Origin of the sequence: Mesorhizobium sp. CC13 (assembly GCF_039907765.1) — a bacterium.
GTDB lineage: Bacteria > Pseudomonadota > Alphaproteobacteria > Rhizobiales > Rhizobiaceae > Aminobacter.
Map to the genome: position 1 here is coordinate 21760 of NZ_JARDJI010000015.1, position 12340 is coordinate 34099.

General features: G+C 65.9%; 12 protein-coding genes. 4 read left to right on the forward strand and 8 right to left on the reverse strand.

Features of this window, described 5'->3' with window-relative positions:
- Positions 1–431 precede the first annotated feature (431 nt).
- Positions 432–827 carry a GFA family protein gene (locus PV773_RS18370; protein WP_347967742.1) on the forward strand — a complete coding sequence of 132 codons (396 nt, stop codon included), beginning with the start codon at positions 432–434 and terminating at the stop codon, positions 825–827.
- Between the two features lie 14 nt (positions 828–841).
- Here PV773_RS18370 and msrP read toward each other — a convergent pair whose 3' ends face one another.
- The 6 genes from msrP to PV773_RS18400 all read right to left on the reverse strand — a co-directional run bounded on the left by msrP (position 842) and on the right by PV773_RS18400 (position 8430).
- The gene (msrP, locus tag PV773_RS18375; RefSeq protein WP_347967743.1) at positions 842–1801 is read right to left on the reverse strand and encodes a protein-methionine-sulfoxide reductase catalytic subunit MsrP; all 960 of its coding nucleotides are present in this window, start codon (positions 1799–1801) and stop codon (positions 842–844) included.
- 165 nt (positions 1802–1966) lie between these two features.
- The gene (locus PV773_RS18380; protein WP_347967744.1) at positions 1967–4018 is read right to left on the reverse strand and encodes an elongation factor G; all 2052 of its coding nucleotides are present in this window, start codon (positions 4016–4018) and stop codon (positions 1967–1969) included.
- Between the two features lie 237 nt (positions 4019–4255).
- Positions 4256–6145, reverse strand: a complete 1890-nt coding sequence (locus tag PV773_RS18385) for an MFS transporter (protein ID WP_347967745.1) — start codon at positions 6143–6145, stop codon at positions 4256–4258.
- A 188-nt stretch (positions 6146–6333) separates the two neighbouring features.
- Positions 6334–6504, reverse strand: a complete 171-nt coding sequence (locus PV773_RS18390) for a hypothetical protein (RefSeq protein WP_018428911.1) — start codon at positions 6502–6504, stop codon at positions 6334–6336.
- Between the two features lie 126 nt (positions 6505–6630).
- Positions 6631–7002 carry a hypothetical protein gene (locus PV773_RS18395; RefSeq protein WP_347967746.1) on the reverse strand — a complete coding sequence of 124 codons (372 nt, stop codon included), beginning with the start codon at positions 7000–7002 and terminating at the stop codon, positions 6631–6633.
- Between the two features lie 225 nt (positions 7003–7227).
- On the reverse strand, positions 7228–8430 hold the full coding sequence (locus PV773_RS18400) for a pyridoxal phosphate-dependent aminotransferase (RefSeq protein ID WP_347967747.1): 1203 nt from the start codon (positions 8428–8430) through the stop codon (positions 7228–7230).
- A gap of 359 nt (positions 8431–8789) precedes the next feature.
- On the opposite strand from PV773_RS18400, the gene PV773_RS18405 reads away from it, so the two are divergent.
- Together PV773_RS18405 and PV773_RS18410 are read left to right on the forward strand one after the other, a co-directional pair.
- The gene (locus PV773_RS18405) at positions 8790–9698 is read left to right on the forward strand and encodes an EAL domain-containing protein (RefSeq protein ID WP_347967748.1); all 909 of its coding nucleotides are present in this window, start codon (positions 8790–8792) and stop codon (positions 9696–9698) included.
- Positions 9695–10534, forward strand: a complete 840-nt coding sequence (locus PV773_RS18410; protein ID WP_347967749.1) for an EAL domain-containing protein — start codon at positions 9695–9697, stop codon at positions 10532–10534. The genes PV773_RS18405 and PV773_RS18410 overlap by 4 nt, the downstream gene beginning before the upstream one ends.
- Before the next feature lie 306 nt (positions 10535–10840).
- Here PV773_RS18410 and PV773_RS18415 read toward each other — a convergent pair whose 3' ends face one another.
- On the reverse strand, positions 10841–11050 hold the full coding sequence (locus PV773_RS18415) for a cold-shock protein (RefSeq protein ID WP_340038229.1): 210 nt from the start codon (positions 11048–11050) through the stop codon (positions 10841–10843).
- A 291-nt stretch (positions 11051–11341) separates the two neighbouring features.
- Between PV773_RS18415 and PV773_RS18420 the strand changes: the two genes are divergently transcribed.
- Positions 11342–11671 carry a hypothetical protein gene (locus PV773_RS18420; RefSeq protein WP_347967750.1) on the forward strand — a complete coding sequence of 110 codons (330 nt, stop codon included), beginning with the start codon at positions 11342–11344 and terminating at the stop codon, positions 11669–11671.
- A gap of 21 nt (positions 11672–11692) precedes the next feature.
- On the opposite strand, the gene PV773_RS18425 is transcribed toward PV773_RS18420, so the two are convergent.
- Entirely contained in the window at positions 11693–12268 is a 576-nt protein-coding gene (locus tag PV773_RS18425; RefSeq protein ID WP_347967751.1) for a methylated-DNA--[protein]-cysteine S-methyltransferase, read from the reverse strand.
- Positions 12269–12340: the final 72 nt, after the last annotated feature.

Consider the following 12340-nt stretch of genomic DNA (forward strand, 5'->3'; position numbering starts at 1 on the left):
CGGATGTTCGCGGTGCAACGGGTCGTCGTCGCGCGTCGAGCCTGTGCATGCGCTTTCCGGAAAATCGGTTCCGATTGCCGGCCGCATGCACCAAATGTGCCGCGTAACAGTGACATGTAACATCAGGTAACATTCCCGGAACCGGCTGCCAGGACTAGGTTTTTCATGGACGCGGTGATTGGTGCCGCGGGAGATGGGGGCATCACCCGCAGCACCAGGGCTCAGGCAAGGCGCCGCGTCCAGCAGTTTGCCGGTGGACTGACTATCGGCCACGATGCGGCGGACCTGCCGTCCCGCCTCCCGCGGAACGGTCCGCAAAAAAGCGGCGTCCTGGAATTTGCCAGGGCGCCGCTTTTGTTTTGTCGGCAGGCCTGCTCAGGTCGGCTTCGGGACCGTGATTCCATATTTCATGAAAGCGTCCGGGGGCAGGCATGGGCGGAAAACCGAAGATTCATACGGGCGGCTGCCTTTGCGGAGCCGTTCGTTTCGCGGCGGTCGGTCCGGCCGGCAAACCGCACACGTGCTCTTGCCGCATGTGCCAGCTCCACACCGGAGCCTTGACCGCGGCCTGGGTGGAGTTCGACCGCGACAAGGTGAGCTGGACCGGGCCGGGCGGGGCGCCGTCGGTCTATCGCTCGTCGGAAATATCGAGCCGTGCCTTCTGCCCGGCCTGCGGCAGCTCGCTTGGCGCCATCGACGATGCGCCCGTCGTGGCGTTGCTCCTGGGCACGTTCGACAAGCCCGGCGCGCTTGAATTCATGCCGACGGCCCACTCCTTCCCGAGCGGGCGGCCAAGATGGTGGCACGTCGAGGCCAAGGCCGGCTAGAGCGGCGGCGGGGTTCACATGTAGAGCCTGGCCGGGTCCTTGCCGGCATAGAGGTGCGATACCTCGGCGGCGTAGCCGTTGAACAGTTGCGTCGGCACGAGCTCGCCCGTCTGCAGCACGCGCTCCCTGGCCTGGCTCCAGCGCGGGTGCGGCACCTCGGGGTTCACGTTCGCCCAGAAGCCGTATTCGCTCGGCTGGATCGCCTCCCACAGGCCGAGCGGCTGCTCGGCGACGAAGTCGATCTTGCGGATCGACTTGATCGACTTGAAGCCGTATTTCCACGGCAGTGCCAAACGGATGGGCGCGCCGAACTGCCTGGCGAGCGGCTTGTCGTAGGCGCCGGTGACCAGGAAGGGCAGGTCGATCGCCGCCTCCTCGATGGTGACGCCCTCGACATAGGGCCAGGGGTAGAGGAAATCGTTCTGGCCGGGCGCCATCTTCGGGTCGAGGAAGGTCTCGAAGCGGATGAACTTGGCATCCGACCTGGGGGCGACCATCGCGACCAGCGACTTCAGCGGAAAGCCGCTCCAGGGAATGGTCATCGACCAGGCCTCGACGCAGCGGTGGCGATAGAGCCGCGTCTCCAGCGGGAACTTGCGGATCAGGTCGTCGATCGCAATCGTCATCGGCTTGTCGACAAGCCCGCCGATGGCGACCTCCCATGGCCGGGTCTGAAGCTGCTGGGCGTTGGCTGCGATCTCCTTGTAGGAGCCGTATTCGTAGAAGTTGTTGTAGTTGGCGTTGACCTCCTCGGGCGTCAGCGGCCGGTCGAGCTTGTAGGCCTCGTTGCGCCGGGCAGGGTAGAGGTCGGCGGTCGGGTCCTTCTCCTCGGCGCGGGCGCGGCGCGGCAGGGCGGCGGCCGCCAGGCCCAGCCCCATGCCGGCGAGTATGGCGCGGCGGTTGAGGAAGACGTCCTCGGGCGTTGCCAGCGCCTCGGAAATCGCCCAGCTCGGGCGGCGGTGAATGACTGCCATCGTAAATGCTCCTGTCCGGGGAAGGTTCGGCCTTCGGCGGCGCGAAATCAACGCTTACGCGTTCACATACGTGTGCGAACGCTGCAGTGTTGCACTCCCTGCCATCAAGAGAACGTGAAGATGCTCCGGACGGCGCGATGGCCGTCCGGAAAGCTCTTAGGCTGCCTACGCAGCCCTGCCGGCCGACTGCACGGCCTCGTCGGCGAGGCGGCCGGTGAGCTCGGCCATGTGGTCGAACTCGGCGCGGTAGGTGGCGGCGCCGGCGGTGGCCGAGCGCAGCTCGATGATGAGGTCGCCGATCTCCGACTGCGGCATGGTCGCCTCGACGACGTCCCAGCCCAGCCAGCCGTCGCGGGCGTCGTAGCCGAGGATCTGGCCGCGCCGCTGCGGCACCAGCGCGATGATGCGGGCGGTGGCATCCGAGGGCGTGAGGATCTCCACCTTCATGACCGGTTCGAGCAGCACCGGCGAGCAGGCGCCCATGCCCTCCTTCATGGCGATCTTGGCGGCCATCTGGAAGGCCATGTCTGAGGAATCGACCGTGTGGTACGAGCCGTCCGACAGGTTCACGGCGATATCGACGACGGGAAAGCCCAGCGGCCCGGTTTTCAGGAAGTCGCGCACGCCGGCCTCGACGGAGGGGATGTACTGCTTGGGCACGACCCCGCCGGTGATCGAGTCGGTGAACTCGAACCCCGAACCGCGCGGCAACGGCTTGATCTCGATGACCACGTCGCCGAACTGGCCGTGGCCGCCCGACTGCTTCTTGTGGCGGCCGCGCTGCTGGACGCCCTTGCGGATCGTCTCGCGATAGGGGACGGCGGGCGCATGGCCCTCGATCGGGATCTGGTTGCGGCCCTCGAGGCGTTCCCTGACGACGCGCAGGTGCATCTCGCCGTGGCCTGACAGCACGGTTTCGGCCGAGTCCTGGTTGTGGTGCAGCGTCAGCGAGGGGTCCTCCTCGGCAAGCCGCTGGATGGCGGCCGACATCTTCACCTCGTCCTTGCGCTCCTTGGGCCTGAGCGCAAAGGCATAGACCGGCTTCGGCGGCTCGAGCCCGATCAGTTGCCTGGTGCCGCCCTTCGCGGTGGTCAGCGTCCGCCCCGTGGTCACGTTGTCGAGCTTGCCCAGCGCGACCGTGTCGCCAGCGCCGGCCAACGACAGCTTGGACTGGTCCTTGCCGAGCATGCGGTAGATGCCGGACACCTTGGCCGTGTCGGTGGCGTTGAGCCAGAGCTCGGCCCCGTCGGCGACGCCGCCCGACAGGATGCGCGACACCGACAGCTTGCCGCCGTGCGGCGTGTGGATGGTCTTCATCACCTGCACGATCGTGCCGTTGCCGTCGCCGGCCCCGAGCCGCTTGCGCGTCGCCTCCACGTCGGGCGCGTCGTGGCGGATGGCCTTGAGCAGGCGCAGCGCGCCGTTGCCCTTCTCGGCGGCGCCGATGAGCACCGGGACGACGGTGCCGTCGCGCAGGTCGGCGGCGAGGTCGTCGAAGATCTCGTCCTTGGGCGGCTCGATCTCCTCGAGCAGCTGCTCCATCAGCTGGTCGTCGTGGTCGGCCAGGGTCTCGAGCATGGCGAAGCGCGCCTCGAGCTCGCGGGCCTTCTCGTCGCCGGGTATTTCGGCGATCTCGCTCTCGGCGTACTCGCGGTAGATGTAGGCGCGCTCCAGCGCCAGGTCGATCGAGCCGACGACGACGCCGTCCTTGCGCAGCGGGATCTGGCGCAGCAGCAGCGGCGCGCGGCTGGCCGGCTGCAGGAGCTTCAGCGTGTCGCGCACGCCGGCCGTGCCCTTGTCGACCTTGTTGAGGAAGAGGATGCGCGGCACGCCGAGGTCGTCGAGCCTGCGCATGATGAGCTGGAGGGCCGGGATCTTCTTCTCGTCCGGTTCGGCGACGACGACCGCCAAGTCGCAGGCGGCCAGCACAGGCTCGGCCTCGAAGGCGAATTCGACGGAGCCGGGGCAGTCGACGAAGGTGATGCTCTCGCCCATGAATTCGGTGGTGGCGAAGACGGCCTCGACGCTCATGGCGTGGGCCCTGGCCTCGGCGGAGTGGTCGGAGACGGTGTTTCCGGACGAGACCGGATGCTGTTTGGGGATCGTGCCCGTGCGGGCGAGAAGGGCTTCGAAGAGCGTGGTTTTACCGCTGGCGTAGGGACCGACGATGGCGATGCATTTCGGTCCCGTACGTCTTCCTCCGGCGCGACTACCCATGATCTGACCTCCACTCAGGCGTTTTATCCCTGAAGCGGCGGCCGGCCTGTTCGACCGTCGCGGGCATTTTCCTGTTTCGATGGGCCTCCCTAGCTGGCTTATCGAAACACGGCTTTGAAGGCAGGGCAAGGGGCAGAACGCGGCGGTTGGCGTGCGGTGCCGGGCGGTGCCCGGCGAACCAATGAAAAAGCCCGGCAGGCGGTGCCTGCCGGGCCTTTTTGCGCCAGGGGCCGAGGGTCAGTCCTTGGCGTTGAGGTCGGTGCCGAGCGTATCCTTCACGAAGATCACGCCGATGATCAGCGTCATCGCGGCGATCGCGATCGGGTACCAGAGGCCGTAGTAGATGTCGCCGGCCGCAGCGCTCATGGCGAATGCGGTTGCAGGCAGCAGGCCGCCGAACCAGCCGTTGCCGATGTGGTAGGGCAGCGACATGCCGGTGTAGCGGATGCGGGTCGGGAACATCTCGACCAGGATCGCGGCGATCGGGCCGTAGACCATGGTCACGTAGACGACGAGGACGAACAGGATGCCGATGATCATCGGCCAGTTCACCGCGGCCGGGTCGGCGACCATGGAATAGGCGCCGCCGCCGGCGATGCTGTAGACGGTGACGTCGGTGGCGCCGGCGGCTTCCTCGGCCGTCAGCAGCTTGTCCTTGACGGCCTGGTCGAGCGCAACCGTCGACTTCTCGCCGCCGCGGATGGCGGCCGCGTCGAGCTTGAGCTCCGGATTGGCGGCGACGAAGGCGTCGAGCTTCTGGTCGGCAACCTTGGCCGCACCGCGGACCAGCGGATAGCCGGCCGCGTGGAGGGCGATGTTGACCGACTTGGCGAAGGCGCCGTCCTTGGCCTTGGCCTGGTCGCCGGCGGCAACCGCGTCATAGGACTCGATCGTCGTCTCGCCGACCTTGACGGTGGCCGCGGTGCCCGCAGCCGCCGTGGTGACGACGTCGTAGGGAACCGAGTTCTTGGTCAGGAACGAGGTGGCGATGTCGCAGGACGTGGTGAACTTCGCCGTACCCACCGGGTTGAACTGGAACTTGCAGTCGCCGGGTGCGGCGGTGACGGTGGCGCGAACGTCCTGCTGGGCGGTGGCGAGCGCCGGGTTCGCCGCCCAGGTCAACGCCTTGAACAGCGGGAAGTAGGTGACGATGGCAAGCGCCAGGCCGGCCATGATGATCGGCTTGCGGCCGATCTTGTCGGACAGCCAGCCGAACAGCACGAAGAAGCCGGTGCCGAGCAGCAGCGAAATCGCGATCATGATGTTGACCGACTGCGCGTCGACCTTGAGCACGTTCTGCAGGAAGAACAGAGCGTAGAACTGGCCGGTGTACCAAACCACGGCCTGGCCGGCGGTGAGGCCGAGCAGCGCGAGCAGGGCGATGCGGGCATTCTTCCACTGGCCGAAGGCCTCGGAAAGCGGCGCCTTGGAGCCCTTGCCCTCTTCCTTCATGCGCTGGAAGGTCGGCGATTCGTTGAGCGACAGGCGAATCCAGACCGAAATGCCGAGCAGCACGCAGGAGAGCAGGAACGGAATGCGCCAGCCCCAAGCGGCGAAGGCCTCCTTGCCGAGCCAGGTCTGGACGATGAGGATGACCACCAGCGACAGGAACAGGCCGAGCGTCGCGGTCGTCTGGATCCACGAGGTGTAGTAGCCGCGGCGGTCGTCGGGGGCGTGTTCGGCGACATAGGTCGCAGCGCCGCCATATTCACCGCCGAGCGCCAGGCCCTGCAGCATGCGCAGCGCGATCAGGATGATCGGTGCGGCGATGCCGATGGAGGCCGAGCCGGGCAGGAGGCCGACGAAGAAGGTCGACAGGCCCATGATCAGGATGGTGACGAGGAAGGTGTATTTGCGGCCGACGAGGTCGCCGATGCGGCCGAAGACGAGCGCGCCGAAGGGGCGCACGAGGAAGCCAGCGGCGAAGGCGAGCAGCGCGAAGATGTTGCGCGTGGCCTCGGGGTAGGAGGCGAAGAAGGTGGCGCCGATGAAGGCGGCGAGTGAACCGTAGAGATAGAAGTCGTACCATTCGAAGACGGTACCGAGCGACGAGGCGAAGATGACCTTCTTCTCCTCGCGCGACATGCCGCGCCCTTGGCGGGTGTCGGCTGTTGCGGAAATTGCCATAGTGTCTCCTCCCAGAGTGCCGGCGGTAACAGCCCGGAGACACGTCTCCATGGGAATCCGCCGAACCTAACGACTTCAAAGTGATAACGCCGGGAGGCGGACGCTATCCATCGCTGCTTTGGGATTATGACTTTGGTCGTAGGCGGCCTCCGGCGGCGATTTTGCGCCGCCGGAGGCATCGGGAAGGGTCAGGCGGCCCGTTCCTCTTTCTCAACCAGATAGCCGCGATCGCGCAGCCACCGGGCGATGATGATCTCCACCATGGACGACACCGAGCGATGGTCGTCCTTGGCGGCCTTGACCAGTGCTTCCTTGAGATCGCGTTCGATACGGAAGCCGAGTGGATGAGTCTTGGACATGGTCGTTCCTGGTATTTTTCGGGATCGTCCGATCCCGGGGAATACGACCGGCAACTGGCGACGTAGCTTGCTCTGTTCGATCGCTGGCTGGTCGGTCGGGCGGCGCAGGTGGGGCGCGTTGCGCCGTTAGACCAGGTGCGGAGGCGCGCGCGGTGCGCTCGTGCGGCCGCGCAAGAGACCGAAGTTGATGATCGTGGGGAAGGAGGCTTCGCCGGCCACACCGGACGACAGCGCATGGACCGACGTCGGCGTGGCGTGATCGAGCCCGTGGATCTGGCATTCGGAAGCGGTGTTGCAGACGGGCCCAACGGCGGTCAGCACCGTCTCGGCGTGCCCGGCATCCTCGGCGGTCGCGGTCAGGTGCGCCACCGGGATTTGGACACCGGCTCCGGCCTGGCTCGATGCAATCGCCGCCGTCAGCACAGCAAAGGTGGACAACAACAGCAAGAAGAAGTGCGTCAGCGGCCTTGTGCTGCTTCGCCCCTGCTGCTGTTCCACACGCCGATACAATGCCTGCCCTCGGATGCCTCTGCACTGCTCCGTCAACATCGACGGAAATAGTGTGTCAGAGTAGCAGCATTCGGGCCGTGGCGGCAATATGCAAATGTATAACAGCGTATGAGATTTGGAGAATATATTAGCCGTCTCGAACGCTTCTCCGTCCTGGCAGCGGCCAAAAGAAACCCGGCCGAAGCCGGGTTCCCAATCAGCCTATCCTGATTCTCAGGAGAGCGAAGCCGTGAAGCGCTGGATGCGGGTGCAGGCCTCTTCCAGGAGCTTCTCCGACGTGGCGTAGGAGATGCGGAAGTTCGGGCCAAGGCCGAAGGCCGAACCCTGCACGACGGCGACGCCTTCGGCTTCCAGCAGCTCGGAGGTGAAGACGGCGTCGTCGGTGATCGCCTTGCCGGCCTGCGTCTTCTTGCCGATCAGGTCGGCGCAGGACGGGTAGACGTAGAAAGCGCCTTCGGGCGAGGGGCAGGAGATGCCGCGGGCCTGGTTGAGCATCGACACGACGAGGTCGCGACGGGCCTGGAAGATCGCCTTGTTGCGCGTGATGAAGTCCTGCGGGCCGTTGAGTGCCTCGACCGAAGCCCACTGGGCGATGGTGCAGGCGCCCGAGGTCTGCTGGCCCTGGATCATGTCCATCGCCTTGATCAGCTGGATCGGACCGGCCGCATAGCCGATGCGCCAGCCGGTCATGGCATAGGCCTTCGACACGCCGTTCATGGTCAGCGTGCGGTCGTAGAGTGCGGGCTCGACCTCGGCGATGGTCTTGAAGACGAAGTCGCCATAGGTGAGGTGCTCGTACATGTCGTCGGTCAGCACCCAGACCTGCGGGTGCTTGAGCAGCACGTCGGCAATGGCGCGCAGCTCGGCCTCGGTGTAGGCCGCGCCCGAGGGATTGGACGGCGAGTTCATCACCAGCCACTTCGACTTCGGCGTGATCGCCTTCTCGAGCGCCGCGGCGGTCAGCTTGAAGCCGTTGGCGATCGTCGTCTCGGCGAAGGTCGGCGTGCCGCCGCAGAGCGCCACCATCTCGGGGTAGCTGACCCAGTACGGTGTGGGCACGATGACCTCGTCGCCGGGGTTCAGCGTCGCCATGAAGGCGTTGAACAGGATCTGCTTGCCGCCGGTGCCGACGATGGTCTGCTCCGGCTTGTAGTCGAGGTTGTTCTCGCGCTTGAACTTCCTGGCGATCGCCTCGCGCAGCGGGGCGATGCCGGAAACCGGCGGGTACTTGGTCTCGCCGCGGCGGATCGCCTCGATTGCCGCATTCTTGATATTGTCGGGGGTGTCGAAATCCGGCTCGCCGGCACCGAGGCCGATGATGTCACGGCCGGCATTTTTCAGCTCGCGCGCTTTCTGCGTGACCGCGATGGTCGCGGAAGGCTTAACGCGGGAAAGGGCATCGGCAAGAAAGGCCATGACTTGGTGTCTCCGGTTCGAAAGATGGCGCGGTCGCGCGACCGCGGGCTCTCGTGCATGACCCCGAAAACCGGGCCGATTTTCGGCAGGATCATGCACTGGTTCATTTCGTTACAGCGTCCTTTGCGCGCCCAAACGGACGCGCGGCGCTGTAATGTCGCATGACGCAAGGAATCGCAAGCGGATTGACGCTTTGGCCCACCTGATCCTGGCGGCTTAGCGGCCAGTTCTAGCCTGTGCACAACCGCGGGCGAGCGCCGGCAATGTTCAACTTTGATCTATCCCGTTAACCGGCGATCAAATCTTCAATGAGATTTTGGCCGGGCAATTTCGCCAGCATCCCGGAAATAGGACGGACCGTGTCGAAAAGCATCGGGCTCGCCCAAATTATCCGGCAGGACGACGCTTCGTCGACCGGCGTCTGGGGTGTATACACCCTGCAAAGTGCATTCCAGCCGATCTTCTCGTTCGCCGACGGCAAGCTGACCGCCACCGCCTATGAAGGACTGATCAGGCCGTCCAGGCAGGGCGAACCGGTGCCGCCGGGCGTCTTCTTTGCGAATGTCGACGGTGCCGACCGGCTGCAGATCGAAACGCTGACGCGGACCCTGCATCTGCTGAACGCCGCAGCCTTCCTGCCCACGGACGCGGCGATCTTCATCAATTTCGATCCGTCGGTGTTCACCGACGCCTCCATCGCCGAGCTTGCGCTGCGCGACATGCGCCATGTGCTGAACGAAGCCGGCATCGATCCGCGCCGCGTCGTCTGCGAGGTCACCGAGAAGAAGCCGGCTTCCGAGGAGGCGCTGTTCGGCTTCGTCAGCGCGCTGAAGGCCAACGGCTTTCGCATAGCGGTCGACGACTTCGGCTCGGACGAATCCGACATCAAGCGGATCCGCAACCTCAAGCCCGACATCGTCAAGTTCGATGCCCACTGGATCAGCCGGCTGATGGAGTCGGGCGCCGGTTTCGCGCTGCTGAAAGAGATGGTGGCGAATTTCGAGGACAAGGGCATCCGTACCGTGTTCGAGGGGCTCGAGCAGAGCTGGCAGCTGCAGCTGGCCGAGCGTTCGGGCGCCTCGATGGTGCAGGGTTACGTGCTGGCGCTGCCGGAGATCGTGCCGGCGAATTTCTCCATCTATTCCGGGCAGGAGAACGCGTCCGGCCGCGACATCGCGGCGGCGGCGCCCCACCCCGAGCCCGCGCATGTGCCGCAGGCGCGCGCCCAAAGACCGGGCCGCAGCTTCGGCAAGAGGACATATTCATGAATGATCCGGTTTTCGGTTTCGGTGCCATTCCCGCCGATCTCGGCGACAAGATCGTTGCCGACGAGGTCGGGATCGAATTCGGCGTTCATGGCCGCTTCCGCCTGCGCTCTGCGATCCAGCCCGTGTTCAGGCACAGGGACGGGCGCCTGACGCCCGTGGCCGCGGATGCGCTGGTCGTGCCCTATCTGAACGGCAAGCCGGCGGCGCTCGCCGGTTTCGACGCCGAGGTGTCGGGCGAGGACCGCGCGCTGGTGGCGCGGATGGCCGTGGTGCTTCCGCTCGCCAACGTCCACAACATCGGCGTCGACGGCGTCTCGCTGATCTTGCGCCACGATGCCGCGGCAGGCGATGCCGCGCTGGAGGACCTGCGCTTCATGGTCCGGCGGCTGGCCGAGGAGGGTTTCGAGGTGTCGCGGCTGATCTGCGAGGTCGACGGGACCGATGCGGCCTTTGCCGCGGAAGCCAGGGCGCTCGGCCTGCGCGTCGCGTTGCGGGGCCGCGCGGGGGCCGATCCGGATCAGGACGGGGCCGTAAGCCTGGGCGCGGATGTGGTCAGGCTCGGGCGCGCTTCATTCGACCGCTTCTGCGCCGATGCGGCCACCGGCCGGCTGCTGCGGGCGGTGGTTTCCGAATTCCGGGCGCGCGGCGCATCGGTGCTGGTCGACGGCATCGACAGCGACAACCATCTCGAGGTCGCGCTCGCGGCGGGCGTCGACCTGCTTGCCGGCGCCCTGCTCGAGCCGCCGGTGCTGGTCGGCAACGTGATCGACGAGGGGCCGCGCGACGCTTCGCGCTTCCGCCGGGGCGACTGCGTCGTCATCCCGCTGTTCGGCTGAGTTTTGGGAGCACCCGGCAGGCCGGCGAGATCTGCCAAAGAAAAGAAAAAGGCGGGGCAAAACCCCGCCTCATCGGCACCTGATCCTGGTTTCCCGAACCTGCGGCTCACGGCAATCTGCCGCATCGTCCGCCAGGTTCCCGGCCGGCGCATCTTGCAGCGCCGCGCATCGCTGGGACGCGCGACAGGCGCTGCAAGAATTAGGTTGGTGCTCGTGCGGACATCATCTTGCCCGCGTCACCTGCGCTGCCGCCAGTACATCCGTGACTTGCAGTGCGACCGGAGCTTGCGCTCCAGCGCCCTCGGATCAGATGGCCTTCAGAGCGCCGGCAGACGAGCGGCCGGTACGACGGTCCTGCTCGATCTCGTAGCTGATCTTCTGGCCGTCGGCCAGGTCGGTCATGCCCGAACGCTGAAGAGCGGAGATGTGGACGAACACGTCCGCACCGCCGGCGTCCGGCTGAATGAAGCCGAAGCCCTTGGTTGCGTTGAACCACTTAACGGTTCCAGTAGCCATTACGATTATCCTTGGCGTTTGCAGTTGGTCTTGATCTGGCGAAATCACCCGATCGATGTATCGAGATTTTGGAGATAGACTGAGCAAACGCGAAAAAATCGCGGTATCTAGATCTGTCGGCCGAAATATCAACACGCCGCAAATAAGCCGTTGGGCGACATTTTGCAAGCCCCGCGCTGCGCCGGAGATGGTTGCGGCCGGGGCTGCGCCGTGCTTCGCAACCATTGCGGGCGAAGGATGTTATAGTGGTCGGGCAACGGCGCAAAAGGGCCGGCGCCTTTGGAGGTCGTCATGAAAACTCTACTGCTTGCCGCCTGCATGACCCTGATCGCGGCCGAGGCGCAGGCGATCTCGCGCTACAATTCGACCAGCATGAGTTGTGCGGAGGCGCGCGACGTCGTTCGCTACGAGGGTGCGGTGATCCTGCGCTGGCGCTCGCCGACCTCCGGCGTGCAGCGCTTCGACCGCTACGTACGCGACGACCGCTTCTGCCCCGCGGGCGAGGAGGCGCAGCGCGCCTTTGTGCCGACCGCCGATGCGCGGTCGTGCCCGGTGAACATCTGCAAGCGGATCGAACGCGACTTCTTCCGCTTCAAGCGCCGGCTGATCATTCCCGACTGAGCCCAAGGCAACCGTCTTGCTTTAGAAGCCGAACGACGCCTGGGCCGAGGGTGGCGGGCTCATGCGCACGCCTTCGAGCGAGAGCATCCTTTCCTTGGTGGCCGACCCGCCGCTGGCGGAGAAGCCGCCGATCTTGCCGCCGGCGGCGAGGATGCGGTGGCAGGGGATGACCAGCGGCACCGGATTGGCGCCGAGTGCCGCCCCGGTTTCGCGGAACAGGCCCTTGTGGCCGGACTTTTCCGCCAGCCCGCCATAGGTGGTGGTTTCGCCATAGCCGAGGCCGCGCGCGGCGGCATAGATGTCGCGGCGGAAGTCGTCGACGCCGGCGAGATCGACCGGCACGGCCGAGAAATCGACGTCCTCGCCCTCGGCATAGCGGCGGATATCGGCGATCAGCGCGCCGATCCACGCTGGCGCGGCACGGCCCGCGTCGCTCTGGCCGGCGAGGCGCAACAGGCGGCGTTCGGCCGCAGCGGCGGTCCTTTCGGGCAGGCAGACGCGGGTGAGCCCGGCGTCGCTCCAGGCCAGCGCCATGAAGCCGAGCGCTGTCTCGAACACGGCATGCCCGGGCCTGGGATAGGAGATCGTGGCGTCCATGGATGGTCCCTGAAAATTTGCATTGCCAAGTACAAACCGGGAACATCATCGCATGATCTGCGACCCGATGCC

Bases quoted from the DNA above. Each gene is read 5' to 3' on its own strand.
- PV773_RS18425 (WP_347967751.1), bottom strand. From the start codon at position 12,268: ATGGACGCCACGATCTCCTATCCCAGGCCCGGGCATGCCGTGTTCGAG.
- PV773_RS18400 (WP_347967747.1), bottom strand. From the start codon at position 8,430: ATGGCCTTTCTTGCCGATGCCCTTTCCCGCGTTAAGCCTTCCGCGACC.
- PV773_RS18385 (WP_347967745.1), bottom strand. From the start codon at position 6,145: ATGGCAATTTCCGCAACAGCCGACACCCGCCAAGGGCGCGGCATGTCG.
- PV773_RS18390 (WP_018428911.1), bottom strand. From the start codon at position 6,504: ATGTCCAAGACTCATCCACTCGGCTTCCGTATCGAACGCGATCTCAAG.
- PV773_RS18415 (WP_340038229.1), bottom strand. From the start codon at position 11,050: ATGGCTACTGGAACCGTTAAGTGGTTCAACGCAACCAAGGGCTTCGGC.
- PV773_RS18380 (WP_347967744.1), bottom strand. From the start codon at position 4,018: ATGGGTAGTCGCGCCGGAGGAAGACGTACGGGACCGAAATGCATCGCC.
- PV773_RS18420 (WP_347967750.1), top strand. From the start codon at position 11,342: ATGAAAACTCTACTGCTTGCCGCCTGCATGACCCTGATCGCGGCCGAG.
- PV773_RS18370 (WP_347967742.1), top strand. From the start codon at position 432: ATGGGCGGAAAACCGAAGATTCATACGGGCGGCTGCCTTTGCGGAGCC.
- msrP (WP_347967743.1), bottom strand. From the start codon at position 1,801: ATGGCAGTCATTCACCGCCGCCCGAGCTGGGCGATTTCCGAGGCGCTG.
- PV773_RS18410 (WP_347967749.1), top strand. From the start codon at position 9,695: ATGAATGATCCGGTTTTCGGTTTCGGTGCCATTCCCGCCGATCTCGGC.